23 protein-coding genes are annotated in these 23,210 nt (G+C 61.6%); 8 read left to right on the forward strand and 15 right to left on the reverse strand.

Annotated elements, in window-relative coordinates; genetic code table 11:
* Nucleotides 1-505 precede the first annotated feature (505 nt).
* Nucleotides 506-826, forward strand: a complete 321-nt coding sequence (locus tag J7412_RS20760) for a c-type cytochrome (RefSeq protein ID WP_209081417.1) — start codon at nt 506-508, stop codon at nt 824-826.
* Nucleotides 827-991: 165 nt separating this feature from the next.
* Nucleotides 992-2,260 (forward strand): PQQ-dependent sugar dehydrogenase, encoded by a 1,269-nt coding sequence (locus J7412_RS20765; protein ID WP_247744042.1) that lies wholly within the window; start codon nt 992-994, stop codon nt 2,258-2,260.
* 68 nt (nt 2,261-2,328) lie between these two features.
* Here the strand turns inward: J7412_RS20765 and J7412_RS20770 are convergent, their stop codons facing one another.
* The gene (locus J7412_RS20770; protein ID WP_209081419.1) at nt 2,329-2,811 is read right to left on the reverse strand and encodes a hypothetical protein; all 483 of its coding nucleotides are present in this window, start codon (nt 2,809-2,811) and stop codon (nt 2,329-2,331) included.
* Between the two features lie 315 nt (nt 2,812-3,126).
* Here J7412_RS20770 and J7412_RS20775 point away from each other — a divergent pair, with 315 nt between their 5' ends.
* Nucleotides 3,127-4,785 (forward strand): adenylate/guanylate cyclase domain-containing protein, encoded by a 1,659-nt coding sequence (locus J7412_RS20775; protein ID WP_209081427.1) that lies wholly within the window; start codon nt 3,127-3,129, stop codon nt 4,783-4,785.
* Nucleotides 4,786-4,847: 62 nt separating this feature from the next.
* Here the strand turns inward: J7412_RS20775 and arsJ are convergent, their stop codons facing one another.
* The 6 genes from arsJ to J7412_RS20805 all read right to left on the reverse strand — a co-directional run bounded on the left by arsJ (nt 4,848) and on the right by J7412_RS20805 (nt 9,923).
* Nucleotides 4,848-6,107 (reverse strand): organoarsenical effux MFS transporter ArsJ, encoded by a 1,260-nt coding sequence (gene arsJ, locus J7412_RS20780; RefSeq protein ID WP_209081429.1) that lies wholly within the window; start codon nt 6,105-6,107, stop codon nt 4,848-4,850.
* 208 nt (nt 6,108-6,315) lie between these two features.
* Nucleotides 6,316-7,326, reverse strand: a complete 1,011-nt coding sequence (locus J7412_RS20785) for an ArsJ-associated glyceraldehyde-3-phosphate dehydrogenase (RefSeq protein WP_209081454.1) — start codon at nt 7,324-7,326, stop codon at nt 6,316-6,318.
* A gap of 108 nt (nt 7,327-7,434) precedes the next feature.
* Entirely contained in the window at nt 7,435-8,493 is a 1,059-nt protein-coding gene (arsB, locus tag J7412_RS20790; protein WP_209081462.1) for an ACR3 family arsenite efflux transporter, read from the reverse strand.
* The gene (locus J7412_RS20795; RefSeq protein WP_209081464.1) at nt 8,486-9,034 is read right to left on the reverse strand and encodes an arsenate reductase ArsC; all 549 of its coding nucleotides are present in this window, start codon (nt 9,032-9,034) and stop codon (nt 8,486-8,488) included. Before J7412_RS20795 ends, arsB begins: the two co-directional genes overlap by 8 nt.
* A 13-nt stretch (nt 9,035-9,047) precedes the next feature.
* On the reverse strand, nt 9,048-9,380 hold the full coding sequence (locus J7412_RS20800) for a metalloregulator ArsR/SmtB family transcription factor (RefSeq protein ID WP_209065932.1): 333 nt from the start codon (nt 9,378-9,380) through the stop codon (nt 9,048-9,050).
* An 87-nt stretch (nt 9,381-9,467) separates the two neighbouring features.
* Nucleotides 9,468-9,923: an Lrp/AsnC family transcriptional regulator gene (locus J7412_RS20805; RefSeq protein WP_209065933.1), complete on the reverse strand. Its 456-nt coding sequence runs from the start codon at nt 9,921-9,923 to the stop codon at nt 9,468-9,470.
* Between the two features lie 117 nt (nt 9,924-10,040).
* Between J7412_RS20805 and J7412_RS20810 the strand changes: the two genes are divergently transcribed.
* Nucleotides 10,041-11,444, forward strand: a complete 1,404-nt coding sequence (locus J7412_RS20810) for an aminotransferase class V-fold PLP-dependent enzyme (RefSeq protein WP_209081466.1) — start codon at nt 10,041-10,043, stop codon at nt 11,442-11,444.
* Between the two features lie 9 nt (nt 11,445-11,453).
* Here J7412_RS20810 and J7412_RS20815 read toward each other — a convergent pair whose 3' ends face one another.
* The 7 genes from J7412_RS20815 to J7412_RS20845 all read right to left on the reverse strand — a co-directional run bounded on the left by J7412_RS20815 (nt 11,454) and on the right by J7412_RS20845 (nt 18,439).
* The gene (locus J7412_RS20815) at nt 11,454-11,873 is read right to left on the reverse strand and encodes a PaaI family thioesterase (protein ID WP_209081468.1); all 420 of its coding nucleotides are present in this window, start codon (nt 11,871-11,873) and stop codon (nt 11,454-11,456) included.
* Between the two features lie 187 nt (nt 11,874-12,060).
* Entirely contained in the window at nt 12,061-12,837 is a 777-nt protein-coding gene (locus J7412_RS20820; protein WP_209081508.1) for an SDR family NAD(P)-dependent oxidoreductase, read from the reverse strand.
* A gap of 1 nt (nt 12,838) precedes the next feature.
* Nucleotides 12,839-13,864 carry a phosphotransferase family protein gene (locus J7412_RS20825; RefSeq protein WP_209081470.1) on the reverse strand — a complete coding sequence of 342 codons (1,026 nt, stop codon included), beginning with the start codon at nt 13,862-13,864 and terminating at the stop codon, nt 12,839-12,841.
* Between the two features lie 115 nt (nt 13,865-13,979).
* Nucleotides 13,980-14,651 carry a histidine phosphatase family protein gene (locus J7412_RS20830; protein ID WP_247744043.1) on the reverse strand — a complete coding sequence of 224 codons (672 nt, stop codon included), beginning with the start codon at nt 14,649-14,651 and terminating at the stop codon, nt 13,980-13,982.
* Nucleotides 14,648-15,637 carry a nitronate monooxygenase family protein gene (locus J7412_RS20835; RefSeq protein WP_209081478.1) on the reverse strand — a complete coding sequence of 330 codons (990 nt, stop codon included), beginning with the start codon at nt 15,635-15,637 and terminating at the stop codon, nt 14,648-14,650. The genes J7412_RS20830 and J7412_RS20835 overlap by 4 nt, the downstream gene beginning before the upstream one ends.
* A 284-nt stretch (nt 15,638-15,921) precedes the next feature.
* Nucleotides 15,922-16,767 carry an alpha/beta hydrolase gene (locus J7412_RS20840; RefSeq protein ID WP_209081480.1) on the reverse strand — a complete coding sequence of 282 codons (846 nt, stop codon included), beginning with the start codon at nt 16,765-16,767 and terminating at the stop codon, nt 15,922-15,924.
* Between the two features lie 46 nt (nt 16,768-16,813).
* Nucleotides 16,814-18,439: a long-chain-fatty-acid--CoA ligase gene (locus tag J7412_RS20845; protein ID WP_209081482.1), complete on the reverse strand. Its 1,626-nt coding sequence runs from the start codon at nt 18,437-18,439 to the stop codon at nt 16,814-16,816.
* Nucleotides 18,440-18,656: 217 nt separating this feature from the next.
* Here J7412_RS20845 and J7412_RS20850 point away from each other — a divergent pair, with 217 nt between their 5' ends.
* Entirely contained in the window at nt 18,657-19,568 is a 912-nt protein-coding gene (locus tag J7412_RS20850; RefSeq protein WP_209081484.1) for a pirin family protein, read from the forward strand.
* Nucleotides 19,569-19,757: 189 nt separating this feature from the next.
* On the opposite strand, the gene J7412_RS20855 is transcribed toward J7412_RS20850, so the two are convergent.
* A complete protein-coding gene (locus tag J7412_RS20855; protein ID WP_209081486.1) occupies nt 19,758-20,351 on the reverse strand; it encodes a TetR family transcriptional regulator in 594 nt (197 codons plus the stop codon).
* A gap of 158 nt (nt 20,352-20,509) precedes the next feature.
* Here J7412_RS20855 and J7412_RS20860 point away from each other — a divergent pair, with 158 nt between their 5' ends.
* The 3 genes from J7412_RS20860 (at nt 20,510) to glpX (ending at nt 23,190) form a co-directional block, all read left to right on the forward strand.
* Nucleotides 20,510-20,722 carry a hypothetical protein gene (locus J7412_RS20860; RefSeq protein WP_209081488.1) on the forward strand — a complete coding sequence of 71 codons (213 nt, stop codon included), beginning with the start codon at nt 20,510-20,512 and terminating at the stop codon, nt 20,720-20,722.
* Between the two features lie 99 nt (nt 20,723-20,821).
* Complete coding sequence (locus J7412_RS20865; RefSeq protein ID WP_247744044.1) at nt 20,822-22,135, forward strand: homoserine dehydrogenase; 1,314 nt, start codon at nt 20,822-20,824, stop codon at nt 22,133-22,135.
* Nucleotides 22,136-22,215: 80 nt separating this feature from the next.
* Complete coding sequence (glpX, locus tag J7412_RS20870) at nt 22,216-23,190, forward strand: class II fructose-bisphosphatase (protein ID WP_209081490.1); 975 nt, start codon at nt 22,216-22,218, stop codon at nt 23,188-23,190.
* The last annotated feature ends 20 nt before the right edge of the window (nt 23,191-23,210 follow it).

Here is a 23,210-nt window from a genome sequence, read left to right on the forward strand (position 1 = left end):
GGGTCGGGCGCGGCTCGGCGGGGCCGAGCTGAAGGGGGCATGCGTTGGGGGGCGGCAACAGAGGAGCGCACCCGGCACCGAGGGCGGCTTTTGGTTTGGCAAATCACGCGCCGCAAAAGCCTAGGCCTCGTCTAACCCAACCGTTGCAAAATCGCACCCGCCCTTGGGGGGCGGGGACACTCTCGGGACTTTGCGTTGCAAAGCCCTGCCGTCAGCGGGGTGCGATCCGGATCACATATGATCCGTGTGGTTGCGCTCTCCTGCGGGCAGGGGGCGGGCGCAGCTCGGCGAGCCGAGCTGGTTGGGGGCCGTTTGGACTGGCGGTCCCGAACACCCCAAAACACCCCCAACAGCAACCACACCCAAGGCACTACCGCCGCTCCCTTCCCCCTCACCATCCCACGACTGCTGCGCGCGGTTTCCCTTGCCCGATCTTCAAAATCGGTGTTAGCTGCCTCAATTGCACTTTGACTGAAGCCTGAATGCCATCAGTGAGGATGCTGACGTGAGATATGTACCCATCGTTGTTGCGATGATTTTGGCCCCGGCGCTGAGCGGGGCGGGCTGGGCGGCGGAGGCTGATATCACCGCCGGAGAAAAGCTCTACAAAAAGACCTGCCGCAGTTGTCATGGACCGACGGCCAAAGGACTTTCGAGCTATCCATCGCTGCGCGATCAGTCTGCGGAGTATCTGGCAGACAGGCTCACGCGGTACCGCGCGGGGGAGAAATTCGGGCCCAACACACCTTTGATGGCCCCCAATGCCAAGAAACTCTCTGACGAAGACATCACCAATATCAGCCACTTCATCACCTCGCTGGAGTGACTTGGTGTCTCCGGCGCAGGACAACGGGTTTTGGCACGGACTTTTTTGAACGACGCAAGCCGGGCACGGACGGTTTATTGATAGGCCCGGCATCTCTTTGGCAGGTGACACCGCAGATTTGAGCCTCTCGCGCAGCGATGACTGCAATCACGTTGGGAGGACGTAATGAACATGCGATATCAGATGAGCGCCGCGGCTTTGGCGGTGGGCGCTGTGACGATGGCTGCGCCTGCTTGGGCGCAGAACACCACCAGCCTGAGCCACACTGTGGTGCTGGAGGATCTGGAAAACCCTTGGGACATGGCGTTTCTGGACGATGGCACCATGTTTTACACCGAGAAGTGCAAAGGCCTGTCGGTCTTGATGCCCTCAGGTGACATCACCGCGCTTTTGGGAATGGGCGGCGTGGACGGCTATGCCGCCACCGCAGAGGATCTGTTCTGTGAAGGTCAGGCGGGGATGATGGGCGTGGCCGTGGATCCGGATTTTGCCAACAACCGGCGGATCTATGTCTATTCCACCTCCAATATGGTGACGCCGCACACCAACCGTCTGATGCGGATGGTGGTGAGTGAGGATTTCTCAACCGTGTCAGAGCGCATCGATATTGTGGAGGATGTGCCTTATAAAATGACCGCCACGGATCACCCCTTTGGCGGGCCGGGCGCGCACAATGGCGGGCGTGTGCGGTTCAATCCGGCGGATGGCTATCTCTATCTGACCACTGGTGACACCCACAACAGCGCGGTGCCGCAAAGCCCGTCGCTGATGGGCAGCAAGGTGATCCGGATCGATACGGACGGCACCCCTGCGGCGGGAAACACCCCGCCTGTGGGCTTTGACAAGCGCACCTACACCTATGGGCACCGCAATGTGCAGGGCATCGCCTTCCACCCCACCACCGGGGCGGCGATCACCGCAGAGCACGGGCCATGGCACTCTGATGAAATCACCGTGCTGCGCAATGGCGGCAACGCCGGATGGGATCCGCGCCCCAATATGGCGGGTCGGGACGCCTGTCCGGATGACTATTGCGGCTACAGCCCGAACCAAATGGTGGGCGACAACCGCTTTGCCCGGGCCTCATGGATGCCGATGACGGATTTTGCCACCTATCCAAACGCCATGCCCCCGATCTGGACCAACAACGGCTGGTCACAGGGCACCTCGTCTGCGGCCTTTCTGGAAGGCAGCGCCTGGGGCGACTGGGAAGGGGCGATGGTTGTCGGGCTGATGGGCATCGGCTTTGGCGGCACTCCTCTGGGGCAGCGGATCGACGTGATCCAGCTCACGGAGGATGGCACCGAGGTGATGGATGTCACGGAGATGACCCTGCCGATGGAGCCGGGGCGGTTCCGCTCGCTGGTGTCAGGGCCGGATGGCAGCCTCTATGCGGCGGTTGATGAGGGCATGATCTATAAGATCACGCCGTAAGCTCGTAGCACCGCATTAGGCAAAACACTTGAGACTGCGCGGCGCTCTGCGGCGCAGTCTTTTTGGGCTCAATTGCCCAGAACAAAGCTCTCGGGGATTTCATAGCGCTGATCGTCGACCCGGATCTGAAACAGATCGCCCTGAAGTGACCAGTCGGTGTCCCGCCCCGCGCCGGACATTGTGGCGCTGGCCGAGGTGAAGGCGCCTTCGGTGAAGTAGAGCTTGCGGGCAAAGCCGTTGGGAAAGGTCACCACAACCGTGGCCGCGCCCTGCCCCGCCCGCGCCACAGCCGCGTTGCAGCTGCCGAGGTTCTGGCCAAGCTCCTGCGCGCAGGGAATGAGGATTTCCGCATCAAAATCACCCTTCTGGGCGCGCTGTTTGCTGAGTTTGACCGCATCCTCGCCCGCCACAGGGAGCGGAGACAGCACCGGCGTGGCCAGAACCCCTTCTACAGAGCGCTGCGCGGCATGGGCCTGCAGGGCTGAGGCTGCGACAAAGATGCACATCAGCGCAGGCCAGAGCTTTTGAGCGGTGAAAGCCGTCACAGTCATGTTCCCCTATTACCCAAGCCCAAAGCGGCCCCAATGATATAAAGCACAAGGCGCACAGGCGATCTACATTTCAGATGGGACAAATGCCAGTGCGCGACGCAGCGAAACCGTTTCAAATGCAAGATAGCCTCAAATCGCGGTGATCTCACAAGAGAGAAGGCACAGGCACCCTTGTTTTCTGGGGCAAAAGAAAATACAACCTCTTGCTCTTGAACCTGCTGCCTGCAGACCCAAGATTCAGGACCAATCTAAAGACGAAATTCATACCCCCCAATACACGCGTGTACGGGCAGGTATACTTCAGGGAACTCGCAGATGCGCCGTCGCTTGACCACATTGATGTGTGCAGATTTGGTGGGCTATTCCACCCTCATGGGCGAAGACGAAGCGCTTGCCGTGGCCTCTGTTCAGGAGCTGCGCAACGAGCATTTGGAGCCTGTGGCCAAGACCTACGGCGGCGAGGTGCTCAAACGTATGGGTGATGGCTGGATCCTATCTTTCCCCGGCGTGGAAGCGGCGCTGGATTGCGCCGAAGAGGTGCAGAGCAATCTGGTGGAGCATGAGGTCATCAAGCTGCGCATCGGCTGTCACGTGGGGGAGATTGTCGAGGATGAGGCGGATTTTTACGGCAATGGTGTGAACATTGCCCAGCGGATCGAGACCGAAGCGCCTCCCGGTGGGGCGATGTTCTCCGAAGATCTGTTCCGCCAGCTGTCTGAGGCACGCCAGAAAGAGCTGAGCGATGTGGGGATGTTCAACCTCAAGAACATCGCAACACCGATCCGCCTTTATCAGTGGCGTCCCGCCAATCTGACCACCGCGCCCAACAAAGGCTCCCTGCCCTCGATCGGGTTTGAGAATTTTGTGGCCGCGCCGGAGACCCCGGACAGCATGGCGCTGGCGCAGGATCTGCACGACGGCATGGTGCAGATGTCGATGAAGCGCACCGGCATCACCACGGTGGATGCGGGCAGCGTGGAGGCCACGCCGACCCTGTTTCTGACCCATGGGCGGCTGCGGGTGTCTGGCACACGCGCGCGCTTCACCGTATCGCTGATCCTGCGGCGGGATATGACCACGCTCTGGACCCAGAGCTATGACGGCGATCTGACCGACCCCTTTGCCTTTGTCGATGAGATCCTGCCGGTGGTGAGCTCGGATCTGCGCTTGCAGACCATTCAATACGACGGCAACCGCCTGGCGCATCTGAAAAACACCCAACTGAGCGTGTCCGAGCTGCGCGCGCGGGCGGCGGGGCTGTTCTTCAAACAGACGCTGGAATCCTGGGAAGAAGGCTACGCGGCGCTCGACCGTGCGGTGCTGCTGAGCCCGACGGACGGCATGTCGCTGGCGATGCGCGCGCAAAGCCGCCTCAACCTCAGCAATATCAAATATGAAACCCTGAGTGACGCGGAGCTGGCCTCGCTTGGGCGTGATCTGGATGTGGCGATTGCGGAATCCCCCAACAGCGATTTTGTGTTCTGGGCACGCGGCGCCTATCGGCTGCGGGTGCTGCGCGATCTGAAAGGTGCGGCGGCGGATATTGAGCATTCGCGCCGGATCAACCCGACCTTCCTTGGCTTTGTCGACCTGATCACGCAGCTTGCACTGCTGGAAGGCAAACCGGAAAAAGCCATTGAGGCGCTTTCAAGCTTTGTGCAGATGACCAGCAGTGATCCCTTCCGTGTGACGCGAATGGCATTCACCGCGCGGGTTTATCTGGCGGCCGGAGATTTTGCGATGGCCCGCGTGACTGCGCGCGAAGCAGCGGATCTGCGGCCAATGGATCGCGGCTTGCAGCTGCTCAAGGCACTGGCTTGCCAGAAGGCCGGAGACACACGCGGGCTGGAAGAGGCGCGCGCGGCGGCGGCCAATCTGCCGAAAAAACCCTCCATCGCGATCAACCAGTTGACCCTGCCCGAAGAGATGGGTTGGATCAACGACGCGCTACATCCGCAGGCTGACCCCGCTTAAGCGCAGCGCTATTTGGCCCACCTAGGATGCCTCCGGCGGGGATATTTTTGGCAAGAGGAAGGCTAGGAGACGCTCCGCAGCCGCCTCGCAGCCCACCAGCTGAGGGCGGACATAAGCGCAGCGGTGAACAGGCACAGCCACAACCCGCCGACCTGATAGCTGAGGCCTGAGAGCAAGGTGCCGAGCAGCCGACCGGCGGCGTTGGACATGTAGTAGAACCCCACATCCATGGTGACGCGCTCATCTGAGGTGAAGGCGAGGATCAGGTAGCTGTGGACCGAGGAGTTCACCGCAAAGACAAAGCCAAACACCAGAAGCCCTGCTATCAGGAGGACGGTGAGCATGGCGGAGGTGTCAAGCAGCAGCACGGCGGCGGTGAGCGCCAGCGGGATCAGGGTGAGATAGCCGACCCAGTTGATCGCTTTGCCGACCACCTCATCGGTGCTGGCATTGGCGGCTTTCAGGATGCGCGGGGCGTTGCCCTGCACTGCCCCGTAAAGGATGATCCAGACCGCCATGAAGATGCCGATGATGAAGAAGGCTTCGCGGCGGCCCTCGGCGGTGCCATCAGAGAGCACCGCGTTGAAATAGACCGGGATGCCCACCACAAACCACACGTCGCGCGCGCCGAACAGGAACATGCGCGCCAAGGAGAGCCGGTTCACATTGGGGTCTTTGGAGAAGACTTGCGAGAACTTGGCCTTTTTGGAGCCCTGCGGCAGGCCGGAGGGCATGAAGGTCACGACACCAGCGAGGATCACCGCGAGGATGATGGCCATACCCCAGACCGAGGCCTGAAAGCCCCAGAGCGCCAGCAGCGCGGCGCCCAGAAAGAAGCCGCAGCCTTTGACCGCGTTTTTGGAGCCTGTGAGCAGCGCCACCCAGCGAAAAAGCCCGCCGCCCTCTTTGGGGGCGAGCAGTTTGACCGCTGACTTAGAAGACATCTTGGAGAGGTCCTTGGCCACGCCGGACGCGCCCTGCACGCACATCACAAAGATCACGGAGGCGGTGACACCCCAGGCCGGGTCAAGCTGTGCCAGAGCGATCAGGGCCGCGATCTGGATGGTGAGGCCCGCATAGAGCGTGGAGGTCAGTCCAAAACGCGCGGCAATCCAGCCGGCGGAAAGATTGGTGACAATGCCCATGACCTCATAAAGCAGGAACAGATAGGCCAGCTGGATCGGGGAGAAGCCCAGCCCGTTGAAGTGCAAAAGCACCAGCATCCGCAGCGCGCCGTCGGTGAGCATAAAGGCCCAATAGGCGGCGGTGACGGTGATATAGGCGGCGAGGCCGTCTGGTTTTGAACTTGAGGCGGCGGTCATATCCATCTCCTGAGGACCGCGCCCGACCCTGGGTGGGCGCTTGTGCAACGGTTTGGTGGGGCTCAAGGCGCGCCACAATCCCCACATTGCGTTTGGTGATACGTTGCTGTGCGCCCTCCCGTGGGGAGGGTCCCTTTCGGGAGCTTGTTTCACAAGCCCCTACCGGGCAATGGGGCGCGGTCCGGCGGTGCCGGACCAAAGGTGCCCTTTAAAGGCTGGCGAGCACCATGCGGGTGACATCTGCCAGACGGAAGGCATAGCCCCACTCGTTGTCATACCAAGCATAGACTTTCACATGGCGGTTGTTGACCACACGGGTGGAGAGCGCATCGACAATGGTGGAGCGGTCGTCATTGGTGAAATCACAGCTCACCAGCGGGCGGGTTTCATAGCCCAGAATGCCGTCCAGCTCGCCTGCGGCGGCCTCGGCAAAGAAGGCGTTGACCTCCTCGGCGGTGGTGTCGCGGCTCACGTCAAAGACGATGTCGGTGAGCGAGGCATTCAAGAGCGGCACGCGCACGGCGTGGCCGTCGATCTTGCCGTCCATGTCGGGGAAGATCTGGATGATCGCCTTGGCGGATCCGGTGGTGGTCGGGATCAGGGAGTTGAGGGCAGAACGGGCGCGGCGCGGGTCTTTGTGGGCGCGGTCCACGATGGTCTGCGTGTTGGTCACGTCGTGGATGGTGGTGAAACTGGCCTGCTCGATGCCCAGTTTCTCGCGGATCACCTTGACCACCGGCGCGATGCAGTTGGTGGTGCAGGAGGCGGCGGTGATGACCTTGTGGGTGGCCGCATCGTAGGTGGCGTCATTCACGCCGTAGACGATATTGGCCACGTCGTCTTCTTTCACAGGGGCGGAGACCACGACCTTTTTCACGCCTGCATCAAAGTAGGGCTGCAATTTGGCGTTGGTTTTGAAAACGCCGGTGCAATCCACCACCAGATCGACACCCAGCTCTTTGAGCGGCAGCTCTTCGATCGACCAGGCTTCGGTTTTGCGCATCTGGTGGCCGTCGATGGTGATGCTGTTTGCGTCATAAGAGAAGTCGGCACGCCAGCGGCCGTGGACGGTGTCAAACTCCAGAAGATGCGCGTGCAGCTCGGCGTCGCCGGAAGGGTCGTTGATCAGGACGATTTCGGCATCCAGACCGAAGTCAAAGAAGCTGCGGATCACCAGCTTGCCCATGCGGCCAAGGCCATTGATTGCGATTTTGGTCATTCGGATCATTCCTTTAACAGAGGAGCGCGCCAGACCCTGGGTGGGTGCCAAAGGCGCCCTCCCGTGGGGAGGGTCGGGCGCGGTCCGGGCTTGCAGCCCGAACCAAGGTTACGGTGAATTGGGAAACCAGCCGCGGGTGCGGTTGGCGAAAGCGACAAGGCTGAGCATCACGGGCACCTCCACCAGCACACCGACAACGGTGGCAAGGGCCGCGCCGGAGCCAAGGCCGAAGAGCGAGATCGCCACGGCCACCGCCAGCTCAAAGAAATTGGAGGTGCCGATCAGCGCGCAGGGGGCGGCGACCTCAAACGGCACTTTCCAGAGCCGGGCCGCACCATAGGCGACAAAGAAGATGCCGTAGGTCTGGATCAGCAGCGGGATGGCGATCAGCAGGATATTGAAGGGCTGGCTCAGGATGGTCTGCGCCTGAAAGCCAAAGAGCAGCACAACCGTTAGCAAGAGGCCACCCACAGAGGTGGGGCGCAGGCGGTTGCGGAAGGCCTCAACGGCTGCCTCCCCCCCCTGCCCCATCAGGCGCTTGCGGGTGATGTAACCGGCGATCAGCGGCAGTAGGATGTAGAGCACGGCAGACAGGATCAGGGTTTCCCATGGCACGGTGATGTTGGTCACGCCAAGCAGGAAAGCCACGATGGGGGCAAAGGCAAAAACCATGATCACGTCGTTCACACTGACCTGCACCAGCGTGTAGTTGGCATCACCGCGCACCAGATTGGACCAGACAAAGACCATCGCCGTGCAGGGTGCCGCGCCGAGAAGGATCACGCCTGCGAGGTATTCGCTGGCGGTTTGCGGGTCGATCCAGGCGGCGAAGATATATTCAAAGAACAAAACGCCCAGCGCCGCCATGGAGAAAGGCTTGATCAGCCAGTTGACCACCAGCGTGATCACCAACCCCTTGGGTTTGCGCCCCACATCGGCGAGCGCGCCAAAATCAATGCCCACCATCATCGGATAAACCATGGCCCAGATCAGCACCGCCACAGGCAGGTTGACGGAGGCGACCTCAAGGCTGGCAAGGGCAGCAAAGAGCGCCGGCATGAGAATGCCCAAGGCAAAGCCTGCGGCGATGGCGAGGGCAACCCAGAGCGACAGGAGCCGCTCAAAAGTGCCAAGGCCTGCGTCCAGTTCTGCGGTGCGATCAGACATCCTTCTGCTCCCTGTAGCGACGCATCGCGCTGAGAATATCAACCGACTCCGATGTGCCGAGATCGTCCAATTGCTGCCTGAGGGACACGGCATCAAGCCGCCCCATCGGCAGGTTCACAAAGATCGAAATGCGGTTGTAGAGCATTCGGTAAGCCTCGGCGAAAGCGACACGTTTTTCGGCTTCAGAGCCTTCAAAATTGCTGGGATCCGGGATGCCCCAATGGGCGGTCACGGGTTGCCCGGGCCAGACCGGGCAGTCTTCTTTGACGGCGCGGTCACAGACGGTGAACACAAAATCCATCTCCGGCGCGTCCTCGCCTGCAAATTCGCCCCAGCTTTTGGAGCGGACAAACCCTGTGTCGTGGTTGAGGCCTTGCAGAAGATCTATGGCGTATGGGTGCGGCGCGCCTTTGGGGTGAGAACCCGCGCTGAAGCCGCGAAAGCGACCCATGGCCACACGCTGCAAAATCGCTTCGGCAAGAAGGGAGCGGGCTGAATTGCCCGTGCAGAGGAAGAGGACGTTGTAGCGTTTGCCTGACATGGGACCGGCTCCTTTAGCACCCGCAGGTGAGGTCTTCGATCAGCGGCTGGCACAACTCCGGCTGCCCACCGCAGCAGTCCTCCAGCAGGAAGCCCAAAAGCCCCCGCACGCCGTCGGTGTTGGCGAAATAGCGAATGCTGCGGCCTTCACGCTGGTTGCGCAGCAGATTGGCCTGCAACAGCACGGAGAGATTTGCCGATAGGGTGTTCTGGCGCACATCCAGAGCATCGGCGATTTCTCCGGCGGTCAGACCGGCCTCGCCCGCCTTGATCAACAGGCGGAACGCATCCAGTCGCGTGGATTGAGACAGGGCGGCAAAGGCCGTGAGGGCTGATAACTTATCCATATATCGTGAACTATGGAAATATTAAGCGAGATGCAAGTGAGTCTCTGCCTGCAACGCGTGAAACTTTGATGACAGATGGGTGCCGGATCAGCTTCGCACGTCAAGCGGGCGGTCTTCGAGCATGGTTTCCATGGAGAAATATCCGGTGACCGTATCCAGCTCAAAGCCAGTGGTAAGGCGGCGGTAGACCTGATCATAGCCCGCCATGCCCGAGGTCACGATCTTGAGCATATAGTCCCAGTCTCCGCCGATGCGGTGCATTTCCAGCACCTGCGGGATCAGCGACACATGGCGCTTGAAGCTCTCTGCCCACTCTACGGAATGGTTGCGGGTGCGCACCATCACAAAAACCGTCAGATCAAGGCCCAAGGCTGCGGGATCAATACGCATGCGCGCGCCCTGCAGCACGCCCTCCTCCTCCAACCGTTTGAGACGACGCCAGAGCGCGTTTTGAGAGAGGCCCACACGCTCGGCCACCTCACGCTGGGACAAAGAGGCATCGCGTTGCAGCACATCAAGGATATTTCGATCAATTTGGTCCATATGACTGCTTGCTTAGATCATATGACAACAAAATACGACCCATTTCGCAAAATGAGGGGCAAATTTCGCCGGAGCAACGAAGTAAAACACCTCAAACACATGGATAAGAGGCTCACAATGTCCAAGCTCACCACCCCCTTTGATCACTTTGCAGCACAGCTCTCCTCCGTCGCAGCGCCGATGGACAGCTTGCGCGACGGGCTGATTGGGGCGGATTTGCAGATCGACACGCCTTATGGTCCGCGCAAGCTGATCTATGCGGATTATGTCGCCTCTGGTCGGGCGCTGCGGCAGGTGGAGAGCTTCGTTCTGGAAAACGTGCTGCCTTACTATGCCAACACCCACACAGATGCCTCTTTCTGCGGGGCGCGCATGGGGCAGCTGCGCGAAGGGGCGCGGGCTGTGGTGGCGCGGCACTGCGGGGCGCGCGAAGGCGAACATGCGGTGATCTTTGCCGGATCGGGCGCGACCACAGGGCTGAACCAGCTGGTGCATATGCTGCAGGTGGGCGCGGGCGACACGGTGCTGGTGGGGCCTTATGAGCATCACTCCAACCTGTTGCCTTGGCGCGAGAGCGGCGCGCAGGTCATTGAAATTCCTGAAGGCGCCCTGCCCGGCCCGGATCGCGCGGCGCTGACGCAGGCGCTGGCGGAGCACAGCCTGAACGGGCGTGTGATTGTCGCGATGAGCGCGGCGGCCAATGTCACCGGCGTCTGCACAGATGTGGCGGCGGTGACGCGGCTGGTGAAAACCTATGATGCGCTGATGGTCTGGGACTATGCAGGCGGCGGGCCCTATCTGCCGATGCAGATGACACCAGCGGAGGGCGCGGAGGTCGATGCGCTGGTGTTCTCAGCACACAAGTGCATTGGCGGCCCTGGCGCGAGTGGCGTGCTGGTGGTGCGCGAAGATGCGGTGCGCGCAGCGGTGCCATACCGGCCCGGCGGCGGCACCGTGGCTTTTGTGAACGCGCATCAGCATGACTATGTGGCGGGGCTGGCCCAGCGCGAGGAAGGCGGCACGCCCAATGTGGCGGGTGACATTCGCGTGGCGCTGGCGCTGATCGTGAAAGAGGTGATTGGCGCAGAGATGCAGAGCCGCAATGCGGCGTTGACGGCCAAGGCCTTTGCGGCCTGGGGGGCCAATCCCAATCTGCACTTGCTGGCAGCGGATCGGAGCACGCGGTTGCCCATTCTCTCCTTTGTGCCGCTGGACAGCACAGGCACGCGGATTGACCACAACGCCTTCACCCGCGCGCTGTCAGAACGCTATGGCATTCAGGCGCGGGGCGGTTGCTCTTGTGCGGGGCCTTATGTGCATGCGCTGCTGGATATTGACGACGGGCAATCCGCGCATATCCGCGACGACATTCTGCAAGGTCCGGGCGCAAGCAAACCGGGGTTTGTGCGCCTGAACCTGAGCGTGCTGATGTCTGATGAGACCGTGGATTTCATCCTTCAGTCGGTCGCGGAGCTGGCACAGGGTTGGGGTGTGGAAAGCCCGCAGGCTTTGGCAGGCTGATCTTTCAGGTCACAATGTGGTGGCGCGGTATTTGAAGGCGCCGGAGCCGCGCGCAATGATCTCTCCGGTTTCATCGGAAATCGTGCTTTCGGCAAAGAAGGTTTTGGCGCCGCCGCCTGTGCGCCAACCTTCGGCAATCAGCCCCTGCCCCTTGGGGCGGCTGAGGAAATTGGTGGTCATGGACAGTGTGAGCGCCAGACATTTGTGCGCCGGATCACCGGTGTAGCAGCCCGCAAACCCCATGACTGTGTCGAGCAGTGTGGCGTAGATCCCGCCGTGCGGAATGCCAGCGCGGTTCATCAGATGCGGTGCAATTGGCAGCTCCAGGCGGGCGTAATCCACATCCCAATGGGTGATGCGAAACCCGAGGTGCTTTTGCAGCTCGTAAGGGGTTTCTTCCAGAGCGGGATCGAGGGGTTTGTGGGTCATGGTGAAGCTTTCAAACGAGCGGCAGCGCGCGGCCGCGGGTGGGCGCAAAATCGGGTGTCAGTCTGGCAGTTTATCCCGCGACTTCAACGCAGCCGCCAGAAATTGCCGCGACGTTGCAAAAGCGCACGCCCAAAGGGGCGGACGTGCGCTGCCCCGGCGGCGCAAACGCCTTGCTCCGGGGCTTAAGTCAGACCGCCGTCAGACCACCGTCAATGGCGATGGCCTGCCCGGTCATGAAGCTGTTTTCAGGCGCATTGATCCAGAGCATGGCCTGCACCACCTCCTCGGGCTTGGAGACGCGCCGCATGGGCACCCGGCTGGCAATATGGGTCATGGCATCCTCACGGGACAGGCCCGCGCGCTCCCCAACGATGTCGGCCATTTCATCCACCATCGGCGTGGCCGAAAACGAGGGACAAAGCGCATTGATGCGAATGCCGCGAGTGGCGTTCTCATCCGCCGCCGCCTTGGTCAGCCCCACCACCGCATGTTTGGCCGCCGCGTAAAGCGACAGATGGCCTGAACCGACCAGACCTGCCGCTGAGGCCACATTCAGGATCGCGCCGCTGCCTGCTTTCTGCATCAGCGGGATCTGATGCTTCATGCAGAGGAACACCCCTTTGGCATTCACATTCATCATCAGGTCAAAATCCTCGGTGGTGAGGAACTGAAGCGGGCGCACATCATGGCCGATCCCGGCGTTGTTGAGCCCCACGTCGATGGTGCCAAAGGTCTCTGCAATATGGCTGACATGGGCGGCCACCTGCGCCTCGTCTGACACATCCACCGCGGCAGAGACCAGCTCAACCCCTTGGGCGCGCAGGGTTTCTGCGACATTGGCCAACTGATCACCGTTGATGTCAGACAGGCCGAGATTGGCGCCCTGTGCCGCAAAGCGTTCTGCCGCCATGGCCCCAAAGCCGCTGGCCGCGCCGGTGATCATCACCACTTTATCCTGAAACATCTTATCCACGTTTTGCGGCCTCCAGCCCTGCCATGGCGAACATCGGCACGAAGCTTCCAAGCTTGGCGGCGCGTTCTGGATCAGAGGCGTTGCCGTCCAGCGCGCGCTTTTTCACGCCTTGGATGATCGCGCCCATGCGGAAGAAACAAAACGCCAGGTAGAAGCCGAATTTCTCAATCCCCGGCAGGCCCATGCGGGCGCAATACTGGGCGATGAAGTCTTCATCGCTGGGCAGACCAAGGGCTGCGCGGTCCACACCGGCGAGCCCGCGACCCTCATGGCCCGGCGGCATCTGCCACTGCATGATCACCGCCGCCAGATCGGCGTAAGGATGGCCAATGGTGGAGAGTTCCCAATCCAGCACCGCCACCACTTCGGGGCGGTCGTTGGCAAAGAGCATATTGTCGATCCGGTAGTCGCCATGCACCAGCGTGCGTTTGCCGTCATCGGCTGGAATATGGGTCGCAAGCCAGTCGATCAGCTCATCCATCTGCGGCAGGGTTTCCGTTTCGGAGGCGCGGTATTGCTTGGTCCAGCGCCCCACCTGACGCTCAAAGTAATTGCCTTCCGGCCCATAGTCCGACAGGCCAACCGCGTTGATGTCCACCGAGTGGATCGCCGCCAGCACGCGGCCCATTTCATCCACCACCGCAGCCCGGTCTTCTATGGAAAGATCGAGAAGGCGCGGATCATCAAAATTGCGCCCCTCCACATAGTCCATCACATAGAAGGCTGAGCCGATCACATCATCGTCTTCGCAAAGCAGATGCATTTTGGCGACAGGCACGTCGGTGCCTGCGAGTGCCTTTTGCACGCGGAATTCGCGGTCCACCGCATGGGCGGATTTCAACAGCACCCCGGGGGGTTTGCGGCGCAGCACATATTGACCTGAAGGCGCATCCAGCCGGAAGGTCGGATTGGACTGGCCGATGTTGAATTTGGTGGCCTCAATAGGCCCCGCAAAGCCATCCAGATTGTCAGACAGCCAGCGCGCAACGGCGGCGGTGTCCAGTTGGGTTGCGTCCATAGTTTCCTCCCTTTGCATCAGACACGGCGCGGTGCCCGATCTCGAAACGCGCGGCCGCGCTTCAGAATGGCCGGGGTGCGCAGCAAACCGGTCGCGCCCGCCCCCCTGTTCTCTCTCAGCTATAGGTCAGCATCTCTTTCTCGTTGCTCCCGTCAATATGCGGGGTTTCGTTAAATCCGTTGAGCCATTCCTGCCCTTTGGCCATGACAATACGCGCCACGGCGCAGTTTTTGACCTGCAGTTGCAGCAGGATCATCTGTTCGGCAGGGGCATCGAGCACATCGGCCACCGTGCGCCCGATGGCACCGCCGGAGCTGACGGCCAGCGGGGTCTTGGCCCCGGAGGCGGCCACAATGGCGCGGGCCTCGCGCACGCGGTTCGTGAAAGCGGCAAAACTTTCGGGCGGGTTTGCGATTTCGTCGCGCTGCCACTCCAGCACCGTGTCGCGCAGGATGCGGAAGTGGGTTTTGCGGTCGGTGTGCAGATCTGCAGGCTTGTCGGCGCGCCCGGCAAAGCGCGCCTCCAGAAGCCCTGCGAAATCAAATTCGTTCCAGCCCGGCACAACAATCGGGGTCAGCCCCGTGCCCAGCGCGCTTTCGATGCCTTCCCAGGTCTGGCGGTGGCGCTTCTGCCCGCCGATGAACACCGCATCCGGCGCCACCCCCTGACGTTTGAGCGCCGCGCCAAGGGCGGCAGACTGGCGGTGGCCCAGCTCTGAGAGATTGTCGTAATCCGCCGCGCCAAAGCTGGCCTGGGCGTGACGGATCAGGTGGAACATCTGGCTCATGCCATGCGGTCCTGCAGACGCTGGTAGGCGGTTTTATATTCGCACTCCAACCGGTCCACGAGACTGGCCACAGTGCCGACCTCCTTGACCGCGCCAATGCCCTGACCGGAGCCCCAGATGGTTTTCCACGCCTTGGGTTTGTCGCGGTCGGTGCCAAAATCCATGGTGGAGACATCGCCCACCGGCAGGCGATCCGGATCCATGCCCGCCGCCTCAACGGAGCCTTTGAGGTAGTTGCCCCAGACGCCGGTGAAGAGCGAGGAATAGACAATGTCATCCGCGCCGCTCTCGACAATCATGTCTTTATAGCCCTGCTCGGCATTGGCCTCCTTGGTGGCGATGAACGGCGAGCCGATATAGCCAAGGTCTGCGCCCATGGCCTGTGCGGCCAGCAGCGAGGAGCCGGTGGCAATGGCACCGGAAAGCAGCACTGGGCCGTCAAACCACTCGCGGATTTCGCTGATCAGCGCGAGCGGGGATTGGGAGCCCGCATGGCCACCCGCACCGGCGGCCACCGCGATGAGGCCGTCAGCCCCTTTCTCGATCGCCTTTTTGGCAAATTTGTTGTTGATGATGTCATGCAGCGCGATGCCGCCGCAATCATGGGCGGCGTCATTGACCTCTTTACGCGCGCCCAGCGAGGTGATCCAGACCGGCACCTCATGTTTGTGGCAAAGCGCAATGTCGCGCTCCAGACGTTCGTTGGAGCGATGCACGATCTGGTTGACCGCAAAAGGCGCGGCCGGTTGATCGGGATTTTCCTGATTGTGACGGTCCAGCTCTTCGCGGATCTGCGTGAGCCAGGTGTCCAGAAGGGGATGGTCTCCTGCCGCCTCACGGGCGTTGAGTGCGGGGAAACTGCCTATGATGCCTGCCTTACACTGGGCAATGACCAGTGCGGGTACGGAAATGATGAAAAGCGGAGAGGCCACTGCGGGGATACGCAGGCCCTGAAGCGCTTTGGGAAGGTGGCGGTCACCAGACATAAAAAACTCCTGTTTTCTCAGCGCCTTGCCAATCTCTGCGGACACCGGAGCACGACGCGAGGCAAAGCAGCCTATGCGGGCTGCGTGCCACTCCCTCTCCTCCGGATGCCGCGCAAAACCGCACGACGCCTTGGTGACAGGATAAAGCCGCGTGCGGGCGGCTCAAACAAGAGGATGGCAAAGTAACATGACGTCACAATGGGCTTGCCTTCGCGGAAGGCAGGGATGCGCGGCCATGTCCGGAAGCCTCCGGCGGGGATATTTGGGGAATGAGAAGCCGGGGCTTAACGCAGAAACTGCAGGATGTGGCGGGCCACCTCGGCGGGCTTTTGATGCAAAAGCCAGTGATCGGCACCCGGCAGGGTGATGCGGGTGAGATCGTCGCAGAGATCCTCAAGGCCTGCATGGCACTCCGGCAGGAGCGCGGTGTCCTCTTCCCCCCACAAGAGCAGATGCGGCATGGGCACGCGCAGGGCTTGGGGCGGCAGTTTGGGCAGGGCTTCGGCTGGCAGCGGTGCGCCGGGGTCTGCGACCTGAAGGGTTGAGGCGCGATACCAGTTGACCATGCCGCGCACCTCTTCGGCTGTGCCCCAGGCCGCGCGGTAGGCGGCCAGTTTGCTCTCGTCCATCCAGGACATGTCCATATGTTTGGAAAAGATGCCCATCATGCGGGCGTGATCGTTTTCTGCGAGCCGGTCCTCGGAGCCTTCGGCGCGCAGCCAGTTGATGTATTGGCTGGCCGCAGATTGTGCGCCGCCCGCCGCGAGTGCGCGCTGAAACGGGATCGGATGCACCCCGTTTGCGATGATCAGGCGCTCAAACAGATCGGCATGGCGGAAGGCCAGACCATAGGCGATGGCCGCGCCCCAATCATGGCCGAGCACTGCGGCGGCAGGCCGGTCAGAACAGTAGTGCTTCAGGATGGCAGCGGCATCGGCGACAAGCGCGGCAGGCGCGTAGTGTTTCACCTCTGCCGGTCGCCAGCTTTGGCCGTAGCCGCGCTGATCCGGGGCTACGAGGAAGAAGTGATCCTCCAGATGGGGGATCAGATCGTCAAAGGCGCCGGAATATTCGGGAAAGCCGTGCAGGCACAGGAGCACGGGGGCCTGAGGGTCGCCGGCCACGCGCATGTGATACGCGTGACCGTTGAGTGTTATGAACTGGCTTTGTGCCAAATCACACCATGTCGGGCAGTTTGTAGTCGGCAAACTGCTTGCGCAGGGTGAGCTTGGAGACTTTGCCGGTGGCGGTCATCGGCAGCTCGTCCACAAAGACCACATCATCAGGCAGCTGCCATTTGGCGAAGTGCTCCTCTAACAGGGCCATCAGTTCGCTGATCTCGGGCTTGCCTTCGGCAGAGGGCACCACAACCATCAGCGGGCGTTCGTCCCATTTGGGGTGGGCCACGGCGATCACCGCGCAGTTGGCCACATTCGGATGCGCCATCACGGTGTTTTCCAGATCGAGCGAGCTGATCCATTCGCCGCCGGATTTGATCAGGTCTTTGGCGCGGTCGGTGATGGTGAGGTAGCCGTGGCCGTCAATCGTGGCCACATCGCCGGTGCCAAACCAGCCATCCGCATCAAAGGCGCCTGCGTTGGCCTCTTCGTTTTCAAAGTAGCCTGCAGTGATGTTGTTGCCGCGCACAAACAGCTCGCCTGCGGCTTCGCCGTCATGGGGCAGACGCTTGCCGTCTTCGTCCACGATTTTCAGATCCACGCCAAAGATGCGACGGCCCTGTTTGGATTTGATCGCCACACGCTCTTCGAGGATGTGGTCTTCCAGATGCACAGGCAGGTTGCCCATGGTGCCGACCGGGCTCATCTCGGTCATGCCCCAGGCGTGGCAGACGTTGACGTTGTTTTCCTCAAAATAGGTGATCATGCTGGCCGGGGCGGCCGAGCCGCCGATCACCAGATCTTCGAGACCTTTGGGCATGCGGCCCTGTTTCTCCATCTCGCCCTGAAGGCCGAGCCAGACGGTGGGCACGCCCCATGCGGAGTAGACGTTTTCGCCTTCCATCAGCTTAAACAGGCTTTCCCCGTCAAGCGCGCCGCCCGGGAAAACCAGCGAGGCGCCGGTGAGCAGCGCGATATAGGGCAGGCCCCAGGCGTTGACGTGGAAGAGCGGCACAACCGGCAGGATGCGGCGGCCCGGCTGGCAGACCTTGGGCAGCGACAGGCCCACAGTCATAGCATGCAGCACCGTGGAGCGGTGGGTGTACAGCGTGCCTTTTGGGTTGCCAGTGGTGCCGGAGGTGTAGCAGAGACCTGCGGCGGTATCTTCCGGCAGCTCTGGCCAGTCAAATTCCTCAGATTCCGCCTCAAGCAGCTCTTCATAGCAGAGGAAATCGCCCTCTGGCATATGGGCGCGATCGGTCATGACCACCACTTTGAGGCCTTCTGGCCATTGCGCGCGCAGGGCGTTGACCAGCGGCACAAAGGTGGTGTCCACAAACAGCATCGTGTCCTTGGCGTGGTTCACGATGTAGGTCATCTGTTCGGCTGACAGGCGCGGGTTGATGGTGTGGCAGACACCGCCAGCACCGGAGATCGCGTAGTAGAGCTCAAGGTGGCGGTAGCCGTTCCACGCCAGCGTCGCGATGCGGTCACCGACCTTCAGGCCCTGTGTTGTGAGCGCATTGGCAAGACGCGCCACGCGCGGGGCCATCTCGGCATATGTCTGGCGGTGGATATCCCCCTCGGTGCGCACAGAGACGACTTCTCCGGTTGGGTGGATTTCGGCTGCAAATTTGAGAATATCCGCGATGTTGAGCGGACGCATCATCATAGACCCTAGCATTTAGGCCTCCCTGCCTGTGAATGTATTGTCGCGCGTGACCATACGCGCAAGGCCAAGGTATAGGAAAGGGCGGTTGAAATATGCCGCTACGTCGCTCAACCTAAGCTGTTGCACTTGTTAAGTTTATTTCTGTGCAGATCCGCACAATGAGCGCGCGGCGCTGGCGATTTTCAGGGCAGGCCAGCTGCCCTACCTTGGGGAGGAAAGGAGAGACATCATGTCGATCAGACCTGTTTTGGAAACGCGCAAAGCCATTCCTGCCCGGGAAGGGGCTGGCGTGCATCTGCATCGCGCCTTTGGGTTTCAGGATCCTGAGGAGCTTGATCCCTTCCTGATGATGGATCACTTCCGCAACGATGATCCCCGGCTCTATGAGGCGGGCTTTCCGTGGCATCCGCATCGCGGCATCGAGACCATCACCTATGTGATTGATGGCGCTGTGGAGCATCAGGACAGCCTTGGCAACACCGGCAATCTGGGCTCGGGGGATGTGCAGTGGATGACGGCAGGGCGCGGGATTTTGCATCAGGAGATGCCCACCCCCGGTGCCAATGGGGTGAACCACGGCTTTCAGCTCTGGGCGAATCTGCCCCGCGACCTAAAAATGACCGATCCGCGCTATCAGGATGTGACCGCCAAAGAAATCCCCGAGATCTTTGAGGATGACGGCACCAAGGTGCGCGTGATCATCGGCAGCTTCTGGGGGCAGACCGGCCCGGTGGATGGCATTGCCGCTGATCCGATGTTTCTGGATGTGACCGTGCCTGCGGGGGTGAAAAAGACCTTCCCGATCGACACACGGCGGCGCGCGTTTGCCTATGTATTTGAAGGGGATGCGGCCTTTGCCGATGCCAGCCAGCCCACCGGCATTCTGCTCGAGAAAGAAGTGGCCGGAGAAGAGGTCAATATCCGCGATATGAGCGGCGACCGCACTTTGGTGCGCTTTGGCAATGGCGATGAGGTCACGGTGCAGGCTGGAGAACAGGGTGTGCGCTTTTTGTTGATCTCAGGTCAGCCCATTCAGGAGCCAGTGGCCTGGCATGGGCCGATTGTGATGAACACGCAGGCAGAGCTGCAGCAGGCCTTTGCCGAGCTGCGCAACGGCACATTCATCAAACCGGCGCATTGATCATGGCTTTAGAAAAGTGGACGGAGGGGGAGACCCCTCCGTCTATGAGGGGCGCTGCCCCTGGCACATCAAGCGGTGTAAGGGCTCCGCCCGTTCGCCGCTGAATGTGTCCGCTGGACACATTCCGAGACGCGGCTCACCCCCGGGATATTTTTTGAATGAGAAGCGCTTAGGGGGGAAACAGAGCCGTTAGGCAGAGACGCCCACGGCCTGGCGCACCATATCCCAGTAGATCTGCTCCACCTCGGACAGCGACAGGCGGCCGCCTTCGCGGAACCATGTGTTCACGCCGGTCAGCATGGCAATTACGGCCATGGCGGTGATTTTGGGGTCCGCGACAGTGAAATCGCCGCTTTCCACACCGGCGCGCAGGATCGCTTCGAGCTGGTCTTCATAAGCGCGGCGCAGGGCTTCGACTTCGGAGAAATTTTCCGGGCTGAGATTGCGCAGCTCCATATAGGCGATGAACACCTCATCAGGGCGCTCTGAGTGAAAGCGCAGGTGCAAACGGGTGAAGGTCTCCAGTGCCGCCACCGGAGAGGCCGGGGCCTCAAGCGAGGCGCGGGTGGCCAGAAGCTCATCCATATGGGTTTTCATCAGATCAAACAGCAGCGACTGCTTGTCCGGCGTGTAGTTATAAAGCGCCCCCGCCTGTACGCCGACCTCACGCGCGATTTGGCGCATGGAAACAGCGGCATAGCCGTGCTGGGCAAAGAGCGAGAGCGCGGCGGCGCGCACGCGCGGGCCGGTGATGCCGGAATGTGAGCCTTGAGTTCGTGCCATAGGCGCAATTTAACTGAACGTACGTTCCTTTAAAACCCCGCATAAGCAGGGCTGGCGCGTGCAAGTTGGCTTGTGTCGCCAGCCCCGACTGGGCCATAAGAAAGCCGGGCAACAAAAGGGCCATTCGCGTGACACGACAGACCAAAGCAAGCCTCTTGATGATCTTATGCACGGGCGTGCTGGCCAGCTGTGGCGATGTGCCGGGACTGGATGCCGCTGTTTCCAAAGAAGTGGAGGCCGCGCCCTACCCTGAGCTTCTGCCTGCGCGCGCCCTGCCTGCCGCGCCGGAGCAGCGCCTAACGGAGAGCAGCGAGGAAGAGCTTGCCGCCCGTGGCGCCCGTCTCAGCCGCCGCGCGCGTGAGCTGCAGTAAGCCCTGCCCGATGCAGACGCGTTGCACCCCCCTGCAAGAGCCGCTACACGGCAAAGCAACACAGCAGACCATACCAACACATATTCGAGGTAGTGCTTCATGACCGATGCGCAGATGAGCAACCCCAACACAACACCGCTCCGTCTTGGGATTGCCGGCTTGGGCACCGTGGGCGTGGGTGTGGTGAAGATCGTGCGCCAGAAGGCCAACCTGCTGGCGGCCCGCACCGGGCGTCCGGTGGTGATCACCGCCGTGAGCGCGCGCTCCAAGGACAAGGACCGCGGCGTGTCGCTGGCGAATTACGCCTGGGAAGAGGATCCGGTGGCCCTGGCCAAGCGCGACGATGTGGATGTGTTTGTCGAGCTGATGGGCGGCGAAGACGGCCCCGCGAAAGACGCAATCGAGGCTGCATTGGCGCTTGGCAAAGATGTTGTCACCGCCAACAAGGCGCTGCTGGCCCATCACGGTCAGGCACTGGCCGAGACCGCAGAGGCCAAAGGCGCGGTGATCCGCTTTGAAGCGGCTGTGGCAGGCGGCATTCCGGTGATCAAATCCCTCACCGAGGGGTTGGCGGGCAATGAGATCACGCGCATCATGGGCGTGATGAACGGCACCTGTAACTACATCCTCACCCGGATGCAGGACGCGGGCCTGCCTTATGAAGAGGTTTTTGCCGAGGCCGATGCGCTTGGCTATCTGGAAGCGGACCCAAATCTGGACGTGGGCGGGATTGACGCAGGCCATAAGCTGTCGCTGCTCTCCTCCATCGCCTTTGGCACCAAGGTGGATTTCGCAGGTGTGGAGCTGGAAGGCATTCAGCGCATCTCCATTGAAGACATTCATCAGGCCGCAGAGCTTGGCTTCAAGATCAAGCTGCTGGGTGTGACCCAGATGACCGGCCGGGGGCTCGAGCAGCGCATGTCACCCTGCCTTGTGCCCGCAGACAGCCCGCTGGGCCAGCTCAAGGGTGGCACCAATATGGTGGTGATCGAAGGCGACGCGGTGGAGCAGGTTGTGCTGCGCGGCCCCGGCGCCGGTGAAGGCCCGACCGCCAGCGCGGTGATGGGCGATGTCTGTGACATTGCGCGCGGCTTCCGCCTCTCCACCTTCGGCATGCCCGCCGAGCAGCTGACCGCAGCCAAGGCGGCGCGCTCCAACTCTCCGGCGCCCTACTACCTGCGCCTGACGCTGGAAGACCGCCCGGGTGCCATGGCCAAGATCGCCACCGCGCTTGGCGACAACGGGATCAGCATCGACCGCATGCGACAGACCCGCCACAATGATGAGCTCGCCCCTGTGCTGATCGTGACCCACAAAACCCAGCGCGCCGCTCTGGATGAAGCCATTGCCGCCATGCAGAGCACCGGCGTGGTCGCAAGCGCCCCTGTGGCGTTGCGCATAGAGCAGGTTTGAGATTTCAATGGCGCGCCCCTCTTGTGAGCGCGCCGCCGCTGCGATAACCGATATTTAAGCAAGCACATAAGGATCACCCCATGTCCCAAAAGCCGGAATTTCACGACCGTATGCTGTCGCTCGGTTTGGCCCGTGTGGCCGAACAGGCAGCGATTGCCTCCGCAGCGCTGATTGGCAACGGCGATGAGAAAGCCGCAGACCAAGCCGCTGTGAACGCCATGCGCGAGCAGCTCAACCTTCTGGACATCGCCGGTGTTGTGGTGATTGGTGAAGGTGAGCGCGACGAGGCGCCCATGCTTTTCATCGGCGAAGAAGTGGGCACTGGCAACGGCCCCGGCGTTGACATTGCGCTGGACCCGCTGGAAGGCACTACGCTGACCGCCAAAGACATGCCAAACGCGCTGACCGTGATCGCCATGGGTCCACGCGGCTCCATGCTGCACGCGCCGGACACCTATATGGACAAGCTGGCCATCGGCCCGGGCTACGCGGAAAACGTCGTCTCGCTGGAAATGAGCCCGAAAGAGCGTGTGGAAGCGCTGGCGAAAGCCAAAGGCTGTGACACCTCTGACATCACCGTCTGCATTCTGGAGCGTCCGCGCCACGAAGACATGATCGCCGAAGTGCGCGCCACCGGCGCCTCCATCCGCCTGATCACCGATGGTGACGTGGCCGGTGTGATGCACTGCGCCGAAGCCGAAGAAACCGGCATCGACATGTATATGGGCCGCGGCGGCGCACCTGAGGGTGTGCTTGCAGCAGCGGCGCTAAAATGCATGGGCGGTCAGATGTGGGGCCGTCTGGTGTTCCGCAACGATGACGAGCGCGCCCGTGCTGCCAAGACCGGCATCACCGATCTGGACCGCATCTACTCCCGCGACGAGATGGTCACACAGGATGTGATCTTTGCCGCAACCGGCGTGACCGGCGGCTCTTTGCTGCCGCGCATCAAGCGCACCCCGGGCTGGATCGAAACCGAGACACTGCTGATGCGCTCCAAGTCCGGTTCCGTGCGTCGCATGACCTACCGCGCGCCCATCGATCAGACCTCTTGATCGCGGCACGCTGCACTGAT

It is taken from the genome of Shimia sp. R9_3 (assembly GCF_017743755.1).
GTDB lineage: Bacteria > Pseudomonadota > Alphaproteobacteria > Rhodobacterales > Rhodobacteraceae > Shimia.